Origin of the sequence: Deinococcus hopiensis KR-140 (genome assembly GCF_900176165.1) — a bacterium.
Classification (GTDB): domain Bacteria; phylum Deinococcota; class Deinococci; order Deinococcales; family Deinococcaceae; genus Deinococcus; species Deinococcus hopiensis.
Genome location: NZ_FWWU01000010.1, coordinates 246,543 through 266,941, shown reverse-complemented (window position 1 = coordinate 266,941; position 20,399 = coordinate 246,543). Strand labels below are relative to the sequence as shown.

Genomic DNA, 20,399 nt, shown 5'->3' with positions numbered 1-20,399 from the left:
CATCCTCTACCTCCAGGAACATAACCCCATTGATTTCGGTAAAGATCCAGGGCATGCCTCAAGCTTGCGTGCTGCGGAGTGAACGGGCGATGAACGCCTGGTACTCCGCTTGATAACGCGCGACCATGGTCGCGTTGCCGCTCTTTTCGATCAGGCGCAGGGCTTCTTCGAACGCTTCTTGGTCCCCTGTCAGTTCTGCCAGGTTGGCCAGGACTGTACCCAACAGGACTTTCTCACCACCCTTCTTGGCGAGCGTCAATGCCTGCTCGTAGGCGTGCTGGGCTTCCGAAATCTGATCTCCTCGGTGATACAAAGCGCCAAGGTTGTTCCACACTCTTGCTGAAGTGTTTAACGAACCGGCGTCCTGGGCAAGCATTGCTGCCTCTTGGTAGGCCTGTACCGCACCAGCCACGTCCCCCCGGCGTTCACGGACTTGTCCTAAGTTCATCGTGGTGAGTGCCCGGACAGCAAGGTTGTCGCCGGCCGCCTGAAGCGCTTCGCTGAACGCCGTCTCAGCGTCCTCCCCGGCCGCACTCAGGGCCGCCGCGCGGTTGTTCAGCACCCCCGCCCAGCGGGCATTGTCGCCGAGGGTCTGCCACAGGGTTGCCGCCCGGCGGTAGCGCTTCTCCGCACTGGCGTAGTCGCCCTGCTGAAAGTCGAGATTGGCCAGCGTGTTGAGCGCCTCGGCCCTGGCTTCATCCTCTCCGTCCAGCGCGGCCTCGGCGTGTTGCCGCGCCAGGTCCGGTTGCCCGAGTCGCCAGCACAGCGCGCCCTTCAGCGCACAGACCTCCGGACCAGTGGGCAGGTCGGTTAGCGTGAGCAGCGCCTCCTTGAACTGCCCAGCACGTTCCAGAGCGCGGGCACGCAGCAGGGAGAGGCTTTCGGTTGGCGGCGCTTCCCGCAGGGCCTCGGCCGCTTTGAGCGGAAATCCCCGCCGCAGGGCCTCCTCTGCCCAGGCCTGGTAGGACCTCCGCACCATTTGCAGGTCTTGTTCCTCCCACAGTGCGCGGGACTTTTGGAAAAACGGCAGGGCAGCGCCTCCGCCGACCTGCCTGGCGATTCGCAGGGCGAGATCGGCTTCCAGCGTCGGCCGCGCCGCCAGAATACGCTTCGCCGCCGCCTGCCCCCGGACCTCCCCAGAGGGCTCAATGAAGCCGCCGTCCATGAGGTGTTCCAGGGCCAGCGCAAGCTCAGGGGCATTCATGGCCAGGGCCTGACGAACGAGGGGAAGGTCAGGCGAGTCCAGAAGCGTCAGGGCCGCGTAGAGCTGCTGGGCGGAGGGGGGCAGGCCCTGGATGCGGCTGTCCAGGGCTGTCTCGACGGATTCTGAGCGCAGCCAGGCACCCAGCAGGCTGGGCAGGCCTGCCGTGGCCTCAAACGCGCCTGGAAATGCCGTGAGTTCCTGCGCCGTGAGAGAACCAAGTTCTGCGCGTTCATCCACGGGGAAAGGGGGTTCTGCGCAGGACGTGAGGATCACCGTGGCCCGCGTGCCCAGATGCCGGAGCTTCGTCAGCAGCGTGCGGCTCTCCTCGTCCATGCTTTCCCAATGGTCGAGGAGCCAGACGCCTTCCTGAGAGGCGAGGTGCCGCAGGAGGAGGGCCTCATCTCCACGTTGAAGCACCTGTTTGAGGAGGGGCTCAAGCGTGGCGTAAGGCAGACCTGAACGCCCAGGCAGAAGGTGACCCGTCAGTTGCCGCAGCAAACTGCTTTTGCCCAGGCCGGAGCCGCCTTTGATCCAGATCCAGCGCCCAGATGGCAGGTGGCGCAAACGGGCCAACTCCACCTCTCGACCGACAAAGCTCTGGCGCAACCGTGCGCGCGCCGATTCGGCCGTCCCTTCCAGCTTCAGGTCCCACTCGGCGGCCCGTTGCCGCGCCTCTTCGAGCAGCGGACTCTCACCGGCCAGCAGCAGGGGGGCGGCGCGCAGCCAGAACTCCGGGGTGGGATCCGGCGCGCCAGGCACGCGAATGGCCCGTTCCACCCACAGGGCTGAACTTCCAAAGTGCCCCACTGCGGCCTGCTTCTCCGCATGGGCCAGGGCCGTCTCGCGGAGGGCCTCTGCCAGGGACTCGCGCTTGGCATACGCCCACTCTTCGAGCTCAGGCCCCCATTCCAGCAACTCGGACGCGTCCAGAAAAGCGCCCTGGTAGAGCTCAAAGGCCACCTCCGGCTGCTTGGCGCGAACAGCACGTTCAAACTCGAGGGCGTCGCACGGCAGGTCGGCCCACAGGCGGACGCCGTCGTCCTGCAAAACGTCCGGCACAGCCTGGCGAATCTGCCGCACTGCGACGGCAATGGAGTTTGTGGGGTTGCTGGCTTCCGGCCAGAACAGCTCGCCCAAAAAACGCCTGGGCCGTGGACCTTCCAGGGTGAGATAGGTCAGCAGCAGCAGTGGTTTGGGACGCCCCAGGCCGCTGCCTTCCAGGGAGAGTCCTCCCAGGGTACGTAGGCGCATGCCGACAGTGTATGGGTTTTTTTGTAGGTCTTCTCACTGTTCACAAGCCGTTCACTGAACATTCATCCTGGCTTTTCTACTGTCTGTTCAAGCAAGCGGAGACGGGCAAGCGGGCGCCACTCCCTCCAGAAGGAGAGCCTCCCCAGCAGTCATCCATGCCGCCCCTGAAGTTCCTTGTCCGCCTGACGCCCTGGGTCCTGCTCCAAAGGGTTGTCTCCCCACGGCCCCCCCTTACTTCCAAGGAGAACCTGACCATGCACAGCATCAAGCCCCTGAGCCTGCTCCTCCTGAGTGCCCTGATCTCTTCGTGCGGAGGCAGCACCCCACCCCACCGGCGGAAACGTCCCGGCCGGAGCCCGCGGTCATCGCCCCGGCCGACACCACGCTCTCGCCCAACACCCGCGTGCTCACGCCGAGTGTCCGCGCGGCCCTGGTGTCGGCCACACCGGACCTGCGGGTGCTGCGCTTCAAGACCCAGCCGGGCATGGCCTTTGCAGCGGGGCAGATCCTGGTGTCGGAGAACACCCCGGTGATTCCCGAGGGCATGTTGCGCCGGGTGCTGAATGTGCGGGTGCTGGGTGAGTTTACCGAAGTGGACACCGAGCAGGCGAACCTGGAGGACGCTGTGGAAAATGGGGACCTGCAGGCCGAAGAACCCCTGACCCTGGACGACATCGAAGAGCAGCGTCTTGCGGATGAGGGGGTCGAGGTCCTGATCAATGGCCGGCCTGCCCTGATTCCGCAGGGTGTGGGGGGCAGCGGCGGGGGGCTTAAGGCGCAGGGGCAGGGGACCATCGGCAGCCTGGAACTGAAGATCAAGGACAAGGTGCTGTGCGAGCTGGACGGGAAGAGCAAGGTGGTGATGAACGGGTCGTTCAGCGCGGACTTCAAGGTATTTGCGAGCGCCAAGCTGCGCTGGTTCAAGCTCAAGCACTTCGATGCTGGCGTAGAGATGAACGAGAAGTCGACCGTGCGGCTGACGGGGGAGTGCGCCAAGAGCGTGTTGAACAAGGAAGTGGAGTTGGCGCGCTTCAAGATGCGCGTGCGGACGTACTGGATTGGACCGGTGCCGGTGGTGGTGCGTCCGGAGATCGTGATGACCGCCGGAGCGAACGGGAAGATCACGGCCAAGGTGGACTTCAGCGCCACGCACGAGTTCCACGCCCGTTACGGGGTGGAGTGGAACCGGGGCGAGGGCTGGGACTGGATCAACGAGAAGAGCCAGTCGTTCACCTTCACCCAGCCCAAGTTCAGCGTCAGCCTCAACGCCGAGGGGTACATCGGGGCGCGGACAGGCATCCGCTTCTACGGCCTGGCGTCGGCCTTCGTACACCCGAAGATCTTCGCGGAGTTTGCCGCGGACGTAACGCTGCCGCAAAACACGTACAAGTGGGGCCTCGACGCGGGCTTCCGGGTCGGCGTGGGCGCAGAGGCCAGCCTGTTCGGGTACGAACTGGGCAAGGTGGAAAAGGACCTGCTCGAGCTCCGCAAGACCCTCGCCTCCGGCGCCGGCAAGCTCTAGCGCGGTGTAGACGAATAGCCTGTGCCTCTTCCTTGCCCTTCTCCCCCAGGGGGAGAAGGGCAAGTTGTTGGGCCAGGGCGGCGCAGCGTTGAGAGCTCAGAAGCTCCCCGGCTACCGGTTTCCGCCGTTCATCGGTCGTTCACTGCGGCTTTTTTACCGTCTGTACAGGCCAAGCGGTCCAAGTCAACTCCAGGAGGACGCACCTGACCCACACCAGCCACCAACCGGCCACAACTTCCGGTCCTCTCAACCCTTCCGCATCCTTGTACAGGCCACCCGTTCTCGCTGCGCTTTGCGACGCCTGCTTGCGTCCACAGCCCGTCCTTGTGTCGAGGTTTCCCATGAACCTGTCTTCCTTCCGGCCGCTGTCCACCGAACCCACCTCCCACAAGCCACAAGCGGTGGCAAGGCGGGCCTGGCGCGCGTGTATCCCCGTCCTCGCCCTGACCGCCCTCGGTTCAGGGCACGCTGCTCCCGCTGACTTCGTGGGCACCTGGACCAACGCCAACGCCTCGACCCAGGGCATCACCCGGGTGGTCATCTCCCGCACCAGTACCACGGCGCTGCGCGTGCAGGTCTTCGGCAAGTGCAGCCCCACAGACTGCGACTGGGGTCAGGCGCCTGCAATCACCTACGGAGCAAACGTTCAGGACGCCGACCACCGCACCGCGAGCGCCGTCTTCAGGAAGGGGTTTTCCACCACGCTGCTCGTGCTCAGGCTCTCGGCACGTTCGTTGAGCGTGCAGTCCCTGACAGAATTCACCGACGGAAGTGGCCGTCAGAACTACGCCTCTGAGGAGGTGTTCCGCCGCTAAGAGCCTATCCGGAAGATATTGGTCTACTGAGAGGCAGTGACGACGACGCAACCGCACCAAGATCAGATCAATGACCAGAACACGCTCTGGGAGGTATCGGACGAGCTTTGGGTCCGTCTGGGCCCAGTGCTGGTGATCAACACACCCAGGAAAAAGAGCGGGCGTCCCTTGAGGGACGCCCGCTCAATCTTCAACGGGCTGATTTGGTTGGCCCGAACCGGCAGTCAGTGGAGCGAGTTGCCCCGCCGGTACGGTCCGAAATCGACTGTCCACGAGCGGTTCTGTGCCTGGGTGGAACACGAATGCCTCCGTGCGGCATGGGCCCTCGTGCTCGAAGAGTACGACCAGGAACTGGGCATGGATTGGGAATGGCAAGCCGCCGACGGGAGCATGGTCAAGGCCAGGGTGGGAAAAAGGGGGCCGCTGGTGCCCCGGAAGCGACGGGCAGCAACCCCACCGATCGGGGCAAGGCCGGGTGTAAACGTACCCTCCTCAGCGACGCGAAAGGCATTCCACTCTCCGTCGTGCTCTGTGGTGCCAAGCGTCATGACAGCAAGATGCTGAGTGAGGCCCTCGATGCTGTCGTCGTTGCTGTTCCTGCTCTCCAGGAGAGCAGGAACAGCGCCATCTCCTCCTGGACCGTGGGTACGACACGCAGGCGTGTCGTCAACTGGCTCTGGATGAAGGTCTGCTCGCGCATATCCCCAAGAAATCGACGGCCGCTCCGCCCATTCCTGCTCCTGGTGATCCACAACGACACCCACCCCGGCGGTGGGTGGTCGAGGTGGGCCACAGTTGGTTCAACCGTTTCCGTCGCATCCAGACGCGCTGGGAGAAGCGGCAAGACCTCTATCTGGGCTTTGTCGAATTGACCGCTTGCCTCATCATCTGGCGCAAACTCGCCCCCATTGCTCCTCTCAAAAAATCTTCCGGATAGGGTCTAAGTACTGGACTGAACCCTTAGGAGCGGACCAAGAGACCAAGCACTTCGTCCCCGTCAGCCCGTAGGCTGACGGCACCGAAGGAGCCCGTATGCCCGGACGTACCCACAGCCGTGAGTTCAAGCTCGACATCGTGAATCAAGTTGACGGGGGTCAAAAGACGACCGCTCAGCTCTGCCGAGAACACGCTCTCTCGCCCAGTCTGATCCGCCGCTGGCGGAAGGAGGTCGAGGTGCGTGGGGAAATGGCCTTCACCGACCAGGCCAAGCCCGACCAGTCGTTGGAACAGCGAATCGCCGAGTTGGAACGGTTTTGCGGGCAGTTGTCGTTGGAGAACACAATCCTAAAAAAGTCGTTGGCGACGTACCGCTCGAAACAAGGCACCAAATGATCGAGGATGCGCGGAGCGCGCCCAAAAGAGGTGTCGGTGCGTCGTCTGTGTGAGCTGCACGGGGTTAATCGCTCGTGGTTCTACGAACAGCAGGGCCGGGAGGAGATGGACGCCGATCAGGCGTTGTCCCAGGACATTGAGGCCGTAGTGGTGGAGTTCGACGGATACGGATATCGGCGTGTCACCCGCGAGTTGGCCCGACGAGGCCGCCCAGTGAACCACAAGCGCGTGTTGAGAGTCATGCGGGAACGCCGGTTGCTCTGCCGCCCGAAGCGCCGCTATCGGGCGACAACCGATTCCAACCACAACGAGAAGCGCTTCCCAAATCTGCTACGCGAAGTCGTCCCAGTACGGCCAGATCAGGTCTGGCAAGCCGATCTGACCTACGTGCGAGTCCGCCAAGGCTTTGTGTACCTGGCCTGCGTGCTGGACGGTTTTACCCGTGAGGTGGTGGGCTGGTCCATGTCAAAGTTTCTGGACGCAGATTTACCGCTGGCAGCGCTCAACAACGCGCTTGCAGCGCGTTGTCCTGCCCCCGGTCTGCTGCACCATTCGGACCAGGGCGTGCAATACGCCAGTCGGGTGTACGTGGACCGCTTGCGGTCCGCAGGAATCACGCCAAGTATGTCCAGGACAGGCAATCCCTATGACAACGCCAAAATGGAGAGCTTCTACAAGACCCTGAAGACTGAGGAGGTCGATCTGCAAGAATACGTCGATCTGGACGACGCTCGACGACACATCGAGTTCTTTATTGCGGACCTGTACAACCGTCGCCGACTGCACTCCAGCCTGGGGTACGTTCCACCCGCCGAGTTCGCCGCCCGCTACACTACCGCCCAGATGTGACTTGCCCTGCGGTCCGCTCGATTGGGTTCACTCCATACATCACATTTGGCATTTAGATAAAGCGCTCCGAGAACCTTGAGTCCAGTGACAAGCGCTGCTCGAAGTTCAGAGATCGAGTCATAGCAGCGGCGTGGCATCAAAATTCCCTTGGGTTGACGCCACACGCCCTCAATAAGAGTGAGAAACGGCGCATAAGGCTGGAGGTATTGCAGGTACAAACCCTGCTCTTCCCAGCGTGCGACCTTTTCCCTGAGCTTCGCGCCCTTGTGAAAGGGCGCGTTGTCCAACACGGCGACTGCGATTTGATCCGCGGTGCACTGAGCGGCCAGGGTATCGAGGTACGCCATGACTTGTTTACCAGTACAGGTGCCTTGCAACTCTCGGACTTCCAGGTCCTGTTGATCACCGTGCAGGCTGTAGGTGCCGATGAGGTTGAGACGTCCGGCGGATCCCCACCGTGTGGGGATCCTGAACTGCTGGCCAGATCCCCGCCTGGACCAGGTGGCACCCACGGAGAACATCAGGGACAACCCCGTCCGAGGTACTTCAATGTGAGCTTGCCGTCCAGGGCCCCCTTTTTAAGGTCTCCAACGAGGCTGGATGCTCCTGTATAACGTCTGGACCGAGGGTCTTGGCGGGTGGGTACCTCGCGCGTTTCCAGCTGTACCTCAAGCGCTGAAGATGATTGGAGAGTGCCCGGGGCGGATCACGACCCCCCACCAGGTGCTGAGTTCCTCGCACAACATGGTGGCTTGCCAGAAGCGCGCTTCTCGCAGTTTCTCGTGGAGAAACTGCTCGGTTTCTGCCGTGATCAGCGAGGGTGGTCCGGCTGGGGAATCATCGGCTAAACCTGGTATTCCACGCTCTATGAAGCGCGTCAGATCCTTGAGAATCGCTTGAGGATTGCGATCAAAGCGTTTGGCGAGTTGAGGAATGCTCCAACCCTGGCGGTAAAGTCGTATAGGAACTTGCCTGCAGGCGGGTTTTAGGGTGTGTGCCGGCTGGTCTCCAACTCACGCAGCGCCACATCATCCTCGTCCGAGATGTCGATACGTCGAGCAGGTCGTGCCATACCTAATGGTCTGATGAAGAGGTACTTCGGGAGTTGAACGGAAGGGGTCCTTTTGGCTTCGCGCTGTGATTGCACGCTCTACGGTGCGGAGGGGAACTTATCTCCCAACTTACTTCCCCATTCGACCACTAAATCTATAATCTCAAGAAGCTTCGTGGCGCGGCCCCCGCCCCACGTTTTGAGCAGTCAGCCGAAAACACGCAAGACCCCGCGTGGGCCCACTTCACCCCGCGTCATTCCCGCATCACCATTCATGTCCCCCGTGCACACTCTGGGCAGACCAGCATCCCCCGCTTTCTCCCCCACTCCGGAGGACCACCCATGAAACGCACCCTGATGACCCCGGCCGTGCTGGCCCACCCCTCTGCGGCCTGCGCCTCACAGGTGGCGGGCGCCTGGCCGCACGGCCGTTGGAGCCGTGTGATCGGTGGGCGCGCTGCACAAATGGCCTGGGAAGTCGTTGACGATTCCCAGAGGACCTGCAGCGGCGACGTCTGCTCGGCGTCGAGCGGCGTGGGTGTTCGCGGACGGTTTAGAGATGGAAGCGGACCCTGGGTCAAGCCCATCCACCGGAGTGCCGCTGGTACGGAGCTGCACTTCACCTGCGCAGGGAACAACACCCGCTGGTTCCTGCGGTATGACGCCACCCGGACAGCCAATGGGAACACCGTTTGGCGTGGCAACCCCTCCCCTGAATACAGCCCGGGGGAGGGGTTGAGCCGCTGGGCCGTGAGGCAAGTACGGAGCCCTGGAACTTCTCACGGGAGCGCCACTCTTGGCGTCACCGCTTCCCCTTACGCCCTGAGGATGACTGCATCTGTGCTGACGTGGCGGGCGACGCCGTGAAGCGTCTCCTCCTCTCCCTGGCGCTGCTCGTCGCGGCGGACGCCCAGGCTGCAAGGGTGCAGCTGCAGGGCAGCGTTCCTGGCGGTCCTGCCCAGCTCGTGGCGGTGAGCGCTGACGCGAGGACCGTGGCGATCACTTCTGCCGACCGTGTGGGCCTGTTCCAGGCTGGAGGAGCCCGCACCGCGCTGCTGTCTCCCACGGGGCGCCGCCTGACCAGCCTGGTGACGGCCGGTCCCAATTTTCTTACCCTTGACCGGAGCGGAACCCTCGCGAGGATCAGCGGCGGGCGGGTCACCATCCTGGCCCGCGACCTGTGCCCGGTGACCGGAGGCGATCACCCTGGACCGGAGCTCGACTTCGCTGCCGGAACGTTCGCGGTTCGCTGCGAAGCGGCCGTCTTGCTGGGCCAACCAGGCGCGTGGCAGAAACTGACGTTGCCGCCCTCCTCCTCGTTTACAGGCGTGGCCCTCAGCCGAGATGGGCGGCAACTCGCAGCCCTGGTGGACGCGCGAATCGTGCGGTATGCCCTGCCGGCCATGAATCCTCTGCCAGCGCTGACGCGCCTGGCAGGAGAGGACACCCCCCTGATGGACAATCCCCTGACCCCAGCCGCGGCCAGCGCCCTCGCTTTCGATCCAGCCGGGCGCCGACTCGCGGTGGGTTGGGGAATGAGCTTTGGCAAAGCGTACAACCAGTCGGTCACCGTGTACGACCTGAGAACCGGGGAGGGCCGCTCGCTGCCGACCTACCCCGACTGGACCGACAGGCTGGCGTTCAGCGCCGACGGACGCCAGCTCCTGGCCAACGGCATCAGCAGTCCGCGCTTGTGGGACCTGGGCGCGTGGAAACGCCTGCCGCCCCCTCAGGAGATCAACACCTCTATCGGGGTGCAGGGCGTCGCCTGGCTTGGAAGCAACCTCATCAGCGCCAGCAGTCTGGGCGCTGTGGCCCTCACACCTTCCGGAAAACTGCGCGCCCGCTACCCCATGCCGCAGCTGCAGCTCACCCTGGCGGCATACAGCGGCGACGGAAGACTCCTGGCGGTGACGGGCGACAACGGCCAGCTTCACCTGGTCGATGCCCGCACAGCGCAGGTGCGCTGGAGCGCTCCCGCGCACGGCGGGCAGGTGGACAGCCTGCGGTTTAACCGGGCGGGGACCTTGCTGGTGGGTGGATCCTCAGACGCCGATCACGTCCAGTTCTGGGACGTGCGCAGCGGAAAGCCCACCGGACCCACGATCACGGGCGTGCACACGGTGGCGGGATTCACCGCCGGGGACCGGGAACTGGTTTTCGGCGGACGGGTTGTCCCGCTCAGCGAGGTGCTCTCCCGCACAGGCGAGGTCGGCCTGGAACGTTTTTCAGGTCGGAGCGACCGCGAGCCGAGCAGCGACGCTGCGGACCTGACCCCAGCGGGAAACGCGGTCTGCGAGCGTGCAGCCGTTTATACCTCCAGCGGAACGGGTGTTCGGGCTTCGCTCCGGGACCTCAACGGCACAGCACAGGTGCACTTTGGACTGACCCTCCCCGAAAACCGGACGCTCGCCGCAACCACGGCAGACTGCCACACTTTGGTTGTTGCCACCCAGGCGCCGACGAAAGCCGCAGCGTCCTCCCCATTCACTCCAGTCGGCGTCGAAGTCTATGATCCCCGAACCGGAAAGAAGCTCCGCAGCTGGGCCACCGCGGGAGAAGTCCACTCGCTCGCCCTTTCACCGGACGGACAGTGGGTGGCGTATACCGAACAGGGCCGAGAAGAACTCGTCATCGGGGACGTGCGGACAGGCAGGCAGACCCGCTGGCCCCTCCCAGCCCGGTCCGAACCACCCAACGTCGCCCTGACCTTCCGTCCCGACAGCCAGGCGCTGCTGGTGGGATTGGGTGCGCGACCGGAAGCCAGCTTTACGGTGCTGAGCCTGCCGTAACAGGACAAGGGGGGCGGGGCCAGCTCCCTTCTGTGTGGAAGCCGGACTCCCCCTGCGACCGGCACGGTCACCGGGGTGGGCTGGGGAGAGCGCTGCTTGAGGGCCCCAGCGTCCTCAAAGAACAGGGCCTTCTGCGCTCGAAGGGTGCCGGTTGCGGGAACGTGACGGGCGAGGGGACTGTCCTGCGAGATGGTTTTGGCATTCTGCGCGGTGCTCATCTGCTCCACAGCTGTGTACGAGGGCCGAGACAACGTGAGCCGGTGGGCTGAGAAACAGGTTGCCAGGCCGCCGAGCGTAAGCCTCAGGGGATGGGAGCACGTACCAGGAGGACCGGGGCTGGAAGGTGAAGGGCCCCGGAGCAGGAGTCCGAATGGCCCCGCGAGTGGAAGGGCGCTCCTCACGGCTTCCCATTCTCCCCATGCGCATTCAAGCTCGCTCGCGCTGCTCGGTCAAAAAGAAGTTCCCTTTTTGACACAGGCCCTGGCATGACTTTGTCACTTTGGTTTGGGGCAGCCGAGGGGCACTCTTCATCCGTTCCCGACCATCCAATCCACGAGCACCCTGAGCCGCTCTGGGGTGTGTTCAGGGGGCAAACGGCCAGCGCGGGTCAAGGTGACCAGGCCGTGCAGCGCCGCCCACGCAACCTCGGTGAACAAGCCTGGCGCAACCGTACCAGCGACCTCACGCAGGGTGTCCAGCAGGGCCATGAACCCCTCGCGCATGGGTGCCGGCGTGCGTTCATCGGCAAACGGCAGCCCGTTGCTCAGACCAAACATGCTGTCGTAAACCGCAGGATGTCGCTCGGCAAAGGCCATGTACGCCTCCGCCAGCGCCGACACAGCGCTGCGTCCGGTCGCCTCTGCGGGAATGGCATTGCGGATGGCCAACGTCAGCTCGGCGAAGCCCTCAAGCGCAACGGCCCCGACGATCTCGTCCTTACTGCGAAAGTGGCTGTAGAGCACCGGCTGGCTGTACTCGATGTGTTCAGCGAGCTTGCGTACGGTCACCGCGTCCCATCCCTCGGTCTCGGCGAGCTTCCGGGCTGCCGAGACGATCATCTGTTGGCGTTCTGCGCGCCCGCGTTCCTTCCGTTGCTGGATCGTCATCCCATTATTCTAGCATCACTTGACATTCTAGCATTGCTAGAAATAATATGGCTCTAGTAACTGGCGCCGCTGGTACGCACTCAAAGACGGGGGAAAGTATGCAGGCATGGCTGGTCATCCTCACGATTGTCCTGGTCGGATTGATGGTAGGCGTCGAGTTCTCTGTCGCCGCTTTTGTCGAACCAATCTTTGGTCGGCTCCCGGAAAATGCTGCGGTTGCGGCCCGCAGCGATGGGGCCCGGGTGCTTGGACGGGTGATGCCGTTTTGGTACATCGGATCGGTCATCCTTGCGGTCGTTTGGGCTTCCCAGGCGTGGGGTCACCCGCAGGCGTTGACAGTCGCTATGGCCGTCACGTTGCTGCTGGTCAGCGTCGTGATGTCCATCATGCTCCTCGTTCCCATCGCTTCACGGGCCGCTCGCTGGTCTGCAGAGAGTGCGCCGGGGGATTGGCAGGCGCAGGTCAGTCGCTGGAATGGCTTTCATTATGTCCGCGTGGGCATCATCACTGCCGCGTTCGTTCTTCTGGTTCTGGCTGGCGTGGCTTAGCAGCTTGGTGGGAACGCCAGGGTTTCAAGGCTGGGAAGCGAGAAGTCGAGAAATAACCGCTGCCAGCTGCAGGGGATGAGCGCATTGCCGCCAAGAGCGGTCACCACAGCGAAGGGCAGCTTCAAAGTGACAAAGTCCTCCTGGAGCAGGAGGACCGCCGCTCCAGGCCCCGGGCAACGCACCGGGATGCCACGCGGAGGTGCGGGCGGCAGCGGGCGAGGTCTGGCAGGAAGCTGTTCGCGGATCAGCCAGAGTACGCGAACGCAGCAGACATCAAGTGCAGGCTGGACGTGGAGTTTGCCCTGGGCTGCGCTGCACAGAGTGAAGTCACGGACACGACGTAGGCCTTTCCCTCAGTATGGAGCGAATGACTGTCCCCCCCCGTGCCAGGAAGCGCGTTCCAGCCCATCCACTTGAGGAGCACGCTGTGCCCGAGCCCACCTCGGTGGTGGAGGTGCCCGCCCCTCTGGAAGAACCAAGGCCTGAAGACCTGCTCGAAGAGGAGGACGCGTTCCTCAAAGAAGACCAGGAAGAGGACGCGCTACTGGACGAAAGCCAGGAGGACCAGGAGGCTGAACCGGACGGGGACGCTCCAGTCCTGCTGGAACTGACGGACGTGCCGCTGGCGGTCAGCATGGACCCAATGCGGCAGTACCTGCAGGAGATCGGCCGCGTTGCTCTCCTCACGCATACGGAGGAAATCGAGCTGGCCCGGCGCATGGAAGCGGGCGAGGAAGCCCGCCAGCGGCTGGAAGTCGAGGCGGAGCTGGGAGACCGGGAGAAGCGCACGCTGGTCCGAATCGTGGAGGATGGTCAGGCGGCCAAGCAGCAGTTGGTGGAGGCGAACCTCCGCCTGGTGGTGAGCATCGCGAAGAAGTACAGCAACCGCGGGATGGGCCTGCTCGACCTGATCCAGGAGGGGAACGCCGGGCTGATCCGGGGAGCGGAGAAGTTCGAGTACCGCAAGGGCTTTAAGTTCTCGACGTACGCGACGTGGTGGATTCGGCAGTCGGTGAGCCGGGCACTCGCGGACCAGTCCCGCAACATTCGTCTCCCGGTGCATGTGACCGAGACGTTGAACAAACTCTCGCGGACGTCCCGGAGCCTGGGCCAGGAGCTGGGGCGGGACGCCAGTCCGGAGGAGGTTGCGGAAGCGATGGGACCTGGATGGGACGCGGAGCGGGTCAAAGAGATGCGGCGGGTGACGCAAGACACCATGAGTCTGGCCTCCCCGGTGGGTGAGGAGGGGGACAGCGTGTACGGGGATTTCATACCCGATGAGACGCGGGAGTCGCCCCTGGAGCAGGTGACGAGCGTGCTGCTGGGCGAGGAGATTGAGCGGGTGCTGGGGATGCTCGACCCCCGGGAGGCGCAGGTGTTGCGGTTGCGCAAGGGGCTGGTGGATGGTCGGGAGCACACGCTGGAGGAGGTGGGGCAGCACTTTGGGGTCACGCGCGAGCGGATTCGGCAGATTGAGAACAAGGCGCTGCGGAAACTGAAGTACAACCAGAGTCGCCGGAGTTCATTGCGGGAGTATCTGGAGGACTGATACGGATTCCGGTCAATCGGCTGTGAAATCACTGGTTGATCCAAGCGGAGGCGCAACGCTGCGCAGCAGCGTGAGCAGGAAAAACGGTGACACAGAGGCGTGGACGCACCGGAGCCCAGGGGACGGACGATCCGGAATGCGCCTACGGCGAACAACCGTATGGGGCGGTACAAAGCGGTCTGCGTGGAGGAGGACCTTGCCGCTGCTCGTTCTCTTGCAGGAGGTGCCGCCCTGGCGCTTGCATGCCGAGGTTGATCAAGTCGCTTTGCCCAACACGGCGCGGATGGCCTCGACGACCAGTTGGGGCTCTGTGATCTGAGGAAAATGGCCGCTCCGCTTCGCGAAGTGGTGTTCACCCCATGGAGAAAGCCTCACGACGTTCTCTTGATGCACCGTACGGGCATCTCGCATTGCCTTCGGCATCCCGCGCGGGTACCGGGTGCCGCTCAGCACCAACAGCGGGACCGGTGGGAAGTCGCCGGCGGCCTGGACCTGCGCGCTCAGGGCCCCGACGTGTCGCGTCTCTTCCCAGGGGTGAGGGCGGTGAAATGCCCGGTTAAGCCGGACCCGCCACCCTGATGAGGGCGGGCGATGCAACAGCACGTCTTCCGGGGTTGCTGCGTCCAGCACCACGCCAGCAGTTTGCTCAGGAAAGGTTCGGGCAAATAAATTGACAAGGAGACCGCCCGGAGAATGTCCTACCAAGACAAAGGGTGGGGCCACCTGCGCGTGCGCCAGAAGACCCTGCAAGGTACGCAGCATGACAGGGCCCGTTTGAGGCACGGATGGGCCAGACCGGGACGGTTGTAGGCAAAAACAGTGGATTGCCGCGTGATGGGCCCAAAGACGCGAAACCAGCTGTCCATGGGACCGCCCGCACCATTGACGAGCACCACTGGAGGCGCGCCCGCGCCTGACCGGGTGTATTCCAGGAGTTGCCCCTCGATGGTGGCGAACTCCGACGGGGACCGGAGGAGATTACCCATGCCGCTCCTTACGACCTTTCCCCACGGAACGTTGCGCTCCCATCAAGGCGGTGAAGGAGCAACGTCCCAATGGGGACAGAGGGGTCAGAACCTGCCTCGTCGAGGAGTTGTTCGAACCGCTTCTTTGCAGCGTGTGTGGAGGGGAGGTGGTGTTCTCCCTCCATCCCATGGCCCAGCACCGGGAACGTTGGGGGAAGGTGCCTCCCCGAGCGGTCACGATGGCGCGTTCTCCAGCTTCGGAGACGAGGGCCAGGAGCAGGTCACTGCTGACCGCAGCTGCACCGGCGGCGACCCCTCGGGCGTTCTTGTTCGGTGCGGGCACGGGCCCCCTGCCGCGCCAGATTCGCGGCGTCTGCGCCCGATCGAGCGGTTTCCGCATCATCCGTTCCGCCCCCGCTGCGGCGCAGCGTTGCACGTCCGCTCGGGGTGGCCCGGTATTTCATCACGGACGCTTCACCGTTTTTCTGCAACAGACCAGCAGGTGCGCAGAGATGGCAAAGTGACGCCATTCACGCAACTCAACCCCAGAGGAGCATTCGGCGAAGTAAGCTCGTCTGTTCAAGTCCCGCTTGTGCCTCATTATTTACTTTAGGAGGCGCACACTGTTGTAAAAGGACAGGCATATTTTTCGAACGCTGCTGCGCGGCTCCGGAAGCAGGAGAAAGACCGGAATCAACGCCGTACCCCTGTGAAAGCGTGGCTGCAACGAAATTTCCCGTTGTCACGCTGCTGGTGCCAGAGGCGTAGACCCGTGGGAGGCTCTGGACCTGGTGGCTTTCGCGGTGGGAACACTGGTACCGAGGCATGTCTCCGCCAACCGAGCTGAATCTTCTCTCCTCTGACAATGTAACCCGTTCATTTCCTACGGATAAAATCGCAGCTGGGGGTACGCTGCTGATCTCATCGCTTGCGCGGCCCTCCCCTCCTGAGCCCCATCCCTACCCTCCCCCGGTCCAGACGGCAGCCGTGGAGGATGAGGGAGACGGGGGCTGAAGGGCCACATAAGGCGGAAAGCTGTATTTCTCCTGGTCGGGTGAGCGCCTTCGCTGCTGCCCTGACGTTAGACGTTTCGTCTAAGGTTGTTGATAGACGAAACGTCTAATACACTCCTCCTTATGAACCCTACCGATGAACAGATCAGGACGGCGCTGCGGGCCGCTATGGCAGCGCGGAACGTCACCCAGGCAGAGCTGGCCCGGCGGCTGGAAGTCAAACAGCCTTCTGTTGCAGCGATCCTGAGCGGGAAGCGGGGCAGCATTCCCCAGAGTCTCTTGGACGTGCTCGAAGCCCTGGACCTGGAGCTGACAGCCCATCCCCGGAGTGAAGCGGAGAAAAGCGGTAGGAAATGAATCGAGCACCGTGGCGGGTGAAGCTCGGCAACATCATTTACAACTCAGATACGCAAGCTGGGCGTAACTTCGATCTGTTCCTGACCGCAACTATCTTCGTCAGTGTCCTGGCAGTCATGCTCGATAGCGTTTCGGAGTTTAGGGCGCACTATGGCCCTCAGCTCCAGCTCCTGGAGTGGGTACTGACGTTGCTTTTCACAGTAGAGTATCTTCTACGTCTCATAACAGCCCGGCGGGCCAGTCATTATGCCCAGAGCTTTTTTGGTGTGGTTGATCTGCTGTCAATTCTTCCCGCCTACGTAGCCTTATTCCTTCCGGGTGCTCAATATTTGCTGATCATCCGGGTTCTACGCCTACTTAGGCTTTTCCGTATCCTCAAGCTGGTGCGCTACCTGAGTGAAGCCAGCATTCTAACACAGGCGCTGCGGGCGAGCTTGGCAAAAATTACCGTCTTCTTTGCCGTGGTCATCACGCTCGTCATCATTATTGGAACACTGATGTACGTCATAGAAGGGCCGCAGCACGGTTATACAAGCATTCCAACCAGCATCTACTGGGCGATCGTAACATTGACAACGGTAGGATATGGAGATATAGCGCCCAGGACAGCACTTGGAAAAGGACTCGCTTCTCTCGCAATGATCCTGGGCTATTGCATCATTGCTGTTCCCACAGGCATTGTTACTGTTGGGCTGACACAGGCACACGCCAGCAGTCGAGAACAGCGGATATGCCTGCGCTGCGGCCTGGAAGGGCATGAAACAGATGCCCGCTATTGTCGGCGATGTGGGGAAGCTCTTGTACGTGGGGTGGCAGCCCCTCCCTCTATTCTCGACTGAGTGAGGAAAGCGCGAGCGGTATTTGGCCTCCATACTGAGGCTTCTCCTCCCTGCTCACCAGCGTGACGGCGGCCGCCCAGGTCTACGTGCGGGAGACCGTCACACTCTCCGAGGCGGCCAGCGTGCGGCGTGCCCGTGTCCTGCGCGCCCTCCAGCAGGCCGGGCAGGTGGGTCTGGGGCGGGGCGACCGCGATCGGCAGCGAAGATGGACCGTGCAAGGTGTGGCGCAAGCGTACCCGCGACGGGAGAGCGCGGCCCTCGGTGGCCCAATAACAGCCACGCCGCACGGGTAGGGATGGGCGTTGCACTTGACACATGCTCTAAACCGACATGGCAGCGACAGCCCACCAGCAGTTGGCGTTAGCGGAAATACGGTTTAGGTCAGGAAGGGAAGGAGTGGACGGTGTTGCCATGACGGAGGGAATGGCCATTTTGAGGCGGTAAAGATCCCCAGAGCAGCAAAGACCAAGCTGCCCAGGACGTCTAAAGAGTGGTGAGCTCCAATGGCCAAGCGCCCCAATATGATTGCGGCCAGACCCAGGGCAAAGGCGAGGCTCCAGCGCCGATTCAACCATCCTGCCCAGCCTACAAAAAGGGCCGCTACGAGCGTGTGATCACTGGGGAAACCGTTGTCAGCCGATGCATGCGCCAGGGGCGAATAATGCTCCACCACAAAGGGGCGTGGGTCGAGTACCAAATGGTTGGTCAGAAGGGTTAAGACCGTTGCCACTGTCAGGGAAACCACGACGCGGGCGGCGTATTTCCAAGTGAGCTGCCGGCGCATAAGCCACGCTGCAACTGCGAGGAGGCCGAGCAATACGAAGAGGAGGAGGCTGGCACAGAAACGGGCCAGAGAAGCGGCGACCGGTTGATGAACCGCCAGGGTATGGAGTGAGGCTTGAATCCCGTCAGTCATTTTTCCTCCTGAGGCGCGTGGCGCCGTACCGGTAGCTCAGCACGGTGGCCCACCCCGTACTGAAGGCCGCCTTCAGCGTTCAACCTGGGAGGTGTGCGGCAGACGGGCCTTCACTGACGGCCATTCATCGTCGGTGATGCTATACACGACTGTGTCTCGCGCTGTCCCATCAAGCCGATACCGGTCCTTTCTCAATACCCCTTCTCGTACGGCACCCAGCGCAGCAATGGCCACCTGTGAACGGAGATTGCGGATATCGGTTTTGAACTTCACTCGAGACGTGCCCATCACCTCAAAGGCGTGGGCCAACAACAGACGTTTGAAGGTTCGGTTTGCACCCGTCCGCATAAACTGCGGAGCGAGCCAGGTGCCACCAATTTCCAGGCTGCGCCGAACAGGACGGATTTCCAGATAGCGCGTACAGCCTGCCAACTCACCGTTCAGGAGCTGCACAAATGGCATCTGATCCGCAGCACGCAACGGGTGGAGGTAGGTCACTTCGGCTGTTGGTGCGACTCCCATATGGATGTATTCGTGAACGTTGCGTGATGCGAGCGCGATGAGGTCGGGAATATCCGCCTCTGCGAGAGGACGGAGGGTGTGGGCACCGTCCGACAGCATCACGTCGTGTTCCATGAGAAGAAGTATCGCGCTCATCCTCTGACTCGTCGAAGAATTGTCCACCCCAGTTACGCAGGAAAGGAGGAGGGATGCATACGGTTTGCGGATCATCCATTCCGTCCCCTGCGCTGCGCTGCGCAGCGTTGCACGTCCGCTCGGGTTGACCCGTTATTTCATCACAGATGAACCGATCCCTCTGGCCAGGGTCGAGCCCGCAGGCGCTCTGGAGATCGAGGGGCATTCCCACGCTGACCGTTTGGAGGACTTTTCGGCGGCGTGGGATACCAGATTCCGGGGTGGGAGAGGTTGCCACCCAAGAAAAGTGCCCTGCGGGCGGGGAGGGTGGGTTACGCTGAGCAGGTGTATGGCAGGAAAAAAGCCTGCGTGGGGCCTGCCCGCCAACGTTACCCGGTGGGCGCGCGTGACACCCAGGCGCCGCACCGGCCAAATGGATGAGGCGCGGTGGCGAAGGTGCGTGCCGTGCCCCGTTTCCGGGCGGCGTCGCAGAGTGAAGAGGTCGCGTGGCCAACCCAGAGGATCGCCAAAGATCTGGATACGATGGGGTGTGACGGGCATACCCCATCCCCAGAGCATTTGTCAAGAATGAGGACTTCTTTTTAACCGAGCCCGGTGGGCGAACCTGAATGAGGATTGAGGAGAATGGAGCCGTGAGGGGTGGCTTTCCACGCACGGCGTCATTCGGAGAAGCGCTCTAAAAAATCTGCCCCTGGGGACCAGAGTCAAGGTGTTCCAACCGCCCACGGCCGACAGTTGCTGAAGTAGATCAGGAATAGAGGTGCATCAGATGGAACATCCTGGAAGCAGCAGACGGTCTCAACCCGGATCGCACGGGTACTACACGGTGCCGTTCCCCTGGGAACGCAATGATCTGGTGCAGCTTCACAAGCAGATGGGTGGGACCTTCCCGATTGCCACGGCACCTCGCCGTACCGATGCCAGCCACCTGCGTCAGCAGGTCGTGCAGGAGGACAGCAGCGTGACCGGGCCCACCCACTGCTTTTTCACTCCGGCGCAAGTCGCGTACTCCTGGAATTCCCTGCGCACCTGGGTGGAGCAGGGACAGGCGCCCGACAATGAGGACATCACCGGGAAGTAGCCCGGCCAAGGGAAACGGTCTGTTGCCCGGCGGCGCACTTATAAGCGCGCCGCCGGGCCCGCCTTGGGCGGTGTGCGCGTCCCCAGACGGGAGCGGCTGCGTCCACCCCCCATTCGGCCGGTACGCGCCGTCGACCACCGGCCTGGTACGCACGAAGTCGTCCGTCCCGCGTCTCAAAACCGTCCAAGGGCCGTGGGGTTTGGGCCACGGGGCCAGGTTCGGCAGCCCCTGCTCGCCCAGCCGAATGGGGGGTGCATGCCCCGCGCGCCGCATCTGCTTGGCGTCTTCCCAGGCGGACTGCTGTTTCTGACATGGAGCGTCGCGGCACGCGCTGAAGGAGAGCCCGTCATTGCTGGTCCGGGGGAGCGGTCTCGTTCAGCCTGTGCGGGAGCAGGCCAATTGCCACTCCACCTACCGTTCGGTCCCGGACGACGTCCATTGAGGAGGGCGGAGTGCACCGGGCGAACCAAGCGGGGAGGTCAGGTGAGGCGCAGACCATGACAGGATGACAGGGGTATGCGCCGCCCTTCTCTCCCGTTGCTGGCCCTGACA

At 62.9% G+C, this 20,399-nt stretch carries 17 protein-coding genes and 1 pseudogene; 13 read left to right on the top strand and 5 right to left on the bottom strand.

Annotated elements, in window-relative coordinates; genetic code table 11:
- Positions 1-58 precede the first annotated feature (58 nt).
- Positions 59-2,455, bottom strand: coding sequence for a tetratricopeptide repeat protein (locus tag B9A95_RS29895; RefSeq protein WP_084051240.1), 2,397 nt, complete (start codon positions 2,453-2,455; stop codon positions 59-61).
- Between the two features lie 307 nt (positions 2,456-2,762).
- Here B9A95_RS29895 and B9A95_RS29890 point away from each other — a divergent pair, with 307 nt between their 5' ends.
- From B9A95_RS29890 to B9A95_RS29870, 5 genes and pseudogenes are all read left to right on the top strand, one after another.
- Entirely contained in the window at positions 2,763-3,977 is a 1,215-nt protein-coding gene (locus B9A95_RS29890; RefSeq protein ID WP_084051239.1) for a hypothetical protein, read from the top strand.
- 341 nt (positions 3,978-4,318) lie between these two features.
- Positions 4,319-4,792, top strand: a complete 474-nt coding sequence (locus B9A95_RS29885) for a hypothetical protein (RefSeq protein WP_212648424.1) — start codon at positions 4,319-4,321, stop codon at positions 4,790-4,792.
- A 66-nt stretch (positions 4,793-4,858) separates the two neighbouring features.
- Positions 4,859-5,729 (top strand): annotated as a pseudogene (locus B9A95_RS29880) (IS5 family transposase).
- A gap of 95 nt (positions 5,730-5,824) precedes the next feature.
- Complete coding sequence (locus B9A95_RS29875) at positions 5,825-6,124, top strand: transposase (RefSeq protein WP_084047075.1); 300 nt, start codon at positions 5,825-5,827, stop codon at positions 6,122-6,124.
- A 6-nt stretch (positions 6,125-6,130) separates the two neighbouring features.
- Entirely contained in the window at positions 6,131-6,973 is an 843-nt protein-coding gene (locus B9A95_RS29870; RefSeq protein WP_084044985.1) for an IS3 family transposase, read from the top strand.
- Here B9A95_RS29870 and B9A95_RS29865 read toward each other — a convergent pair.
- On the bottom strand, positions 6,952-7,494 hold the full coding sequence (locus B9A95_RS29865; protein WP_084051238.1) for a transposase: 543 nt from the start codon (positions 7,492-7,494) through the stop codon (positions 6,952-6,954). The genes B9A95_RS29870 and B9A95_RS29865 overlap by 22 nt on opposite strands.
- A gap of 872 nt (positions 7,495-8,366) precedes the next feature.
- On the opposite strand from B9A95_RS29865, the gene B9A95_RS32935 reads away from it, so the two are divergent.
- Positions 8,367-8,891 carry a DUF6006 family protein gene (locus B9A95_RS32935; RefSeq protein ID WP_139807157.1) on the top strand — a complete coding sequence of 175 codons (525 nt, stop codon included), beginning with the start codon at positions 8,367-8,369 and terminating at the stop codon, positions 8,889-8,891.
- Positions 8,888-10,816: a WD40 repeat domain-containing protein gene (locus B9A95_RS29860; protein WP_139807156.1), complete on the top strand. Its 1,929-nt coding sequence runs from the start codon at positions 8,888-8,890 to the stop codon at positions 10,814-10,816. The genes B9A95_RS32935 and B9A95_RS29860 overlap by 4 nt, the downstream gene beginning before the upstream one ends.
- Before the next feature lie 527 nt (positions 10,817-11,343).
- On the opposite strand, the gene B9A95_RS29855 is transcribed toward B9A95_RS29860, so the two are convergent.
- The gene (locus B9A95_RS29855; RefSeq protein ID WP_084051236.1) at positions 11,344-11,922 is read right to left on the bottom strand and encodes a TetR/AcrR family transcriptional regulator; all 579 of its coding nucleotides are present in this window, start codon (positions 11,920-11,922) and stop codon (positions 11,344-11,346) included.
- 98 nt (positions 11,923-12,020) lie between these two features.
- On the opposite strand from B9A95_RS29855, the gene B9A95_RS29850 reads away from it, so the two are divergent.
- The 5 genes from B9A95_RS29850 to B9A95_RS29825 all read left to right on the top strand — a co-directional run bounded on the left by B9A95_RS29850 (position 12,021) and on the right by B9A95_RS29825 (position 17,486).
- A complete protein-coding gene (locus tag B9A95_RS29850; protein WP_084051235.1) occupies positions 12,021-12,470 on the top strand; it encodes an anthrone oxygenase family protein in 450 nt (149 codons plus the stop codon).
- Between the two features lie 427 nt (positions 12,471-12,897).
- Positions 12,898-14,019 (top strand): sigma-70 family RNA polymerase sigma factor, encoded by a 1,122-nt coding sequence (locus tag B9A95_RS29845; RefSeq protein ID WP_281255906.1) that lies wholly within the window; start codon positions 12,898-12,900, stop codon positions 14,017-14,019.
- Positions 14,020-16,120: 2,101 nt separating this feature from the next.
- Positions 16,121-16,354 (top strand): helix-turn-helix domain-containing protein, encoded by a 234-nt coding sequence (locus B9A95_RS29835; RefSeq protein WP_245808585.1) that lies wholly within the window; start codon positions 16,121-16,123, stop codon positions 16,352-16,354.
- Positions 16,351-17,193, top strand: a complete 843-nt coding sequence (locus B9A95_RS29830; RefSeq protein ID WP_084051231.1) for an ion transporter — start codon at positions 16,351-16,353, stop codon at positions 17,191-17,193. Before B9A95_RS29835 ends, B9A95_RS29830 begins: the two co-directional genes overlap by 4 nt.
- 62 nt (positions 17,194-17,255) lie before the next feature.
- Positions 17,256-17,486: a hypothetical protein gene (locus tag B9A95_RS29825; protein ID WP_084051230.1), complete on the top strand. Its 231-nt coding sequence runs from the start codon at positions 17,256-17,258 to the stop codon at positions 17,484-17,486.
- Positions 17,487-17,569: 83 nt separating this feature from the next.
- Here B9A95_RS29825 and B9A95_RS29820 read toward each other — a convergent pair whose 3' ends face one another.
- Together B9A95_RS29820 and B9A95_RS29815 are read right to left on the bottom strand one after the other, a co-directional pair.
- Positions 17,570-18,109 (bottom strand): phosphatase PAP2 family protein, encoded by a 540-nt coding sequence (locus B9A95_RS29820; RefSeq protein ID WP_084051229.1) that lies wholly within the window; start codon positions 18,107-18,109, stop codon positions 17,570-17,572.
- Positions 18,110-18,181: 72 nt separating this feature from the next.
- Positions 18,182-18,730 (bottom strand): GNAT family N-acetyltransferase, encoded by a 549-nt coding sequence (locus B9A95_RS29815; protein ID WP_425429991.1) that lies wholly within the window; start codon positions 18,728-18,730, stop codon positions 18,182-18,184.
- Between the two features lie 805 nt (positions 18,731-19,535).
- Between B9A95_RS29815 and B9A95_RS29810 the strand changes: the two genes are divergently transcribed.
- On the top strand, positions 19,536-19,847 hold the full coding sequence (locus B9A95_RS29810) for a hypothetical protein (RefSeq protein ID WP_139807155.1): 312 nt from the start codon (positions 19,536-19,538) through the stop codon (positions 19,845-19,847).
- The last annotated feature ends 552 nt before the right edge of the window (positions 19,848-20,399 follow it).